The organism is Roseixanthobacter psychrophilus (assembly GCF_043195195.1).
Classification (GTDB): domain Bacteria; phylum Pseudomonadota; class Alphaproteobacteria; order Rhizobiales; family Xanthobacteraceae; genus NCEH01.
In genome coordinates this window covers 1-309 of sequence record NZ_JBAFWT010000220.1, presented here as the reverse complement: position 1 = coordinate 309, position 309 = coordinate 1, and the positions used below count along the sequence as shown (strand labels likewise).

The window sequence follows — 309 nt, the reverse complement described above, 5'->3', positions numbered from 1 at the left end:
GATGATGGAGTTGCTGTATCATGCCGCTCGGCTCAATCTTGAGCCTTGGAGCCCCTGCCCTCCCATGCCCCCCGCCCGCAAGCCGCTGCCCGTCGATCACTCCATCCTCAACGAGATGCTGGCGATCCGGCTCCAGCAGCTCGAGAGCGAGAATGGCGGAATGGAGGCGTTCCTGCCGAAGACAGGATTGGCGCGCGGGACCTATTACACGATCCTTCGGGGGATCGGGAATCCGACGTTGAAGACAATGGAGCGCATCGCCTCGAGCCTCAATATGAGCGTCCTCGAGTTGCTCGGCTTCGAGATCGA

The 309-nt window shown here is 61.2% G+C and carries 1 protein-coding gene; it reads left to right on the top strand.

Annotation, left to right across the window (positions count from 1 at the left end; genetic code table 11):
• Nucleotides 1-64 precede the first annotated feature (64 nt).
• On the top strand, nt 65-309 hold a 245-nt coding region (locus V5F77_RS29280), incomplete at its 3' end, for an XRE family transcriptional regulator (RefSeq protein WP_429008538.1).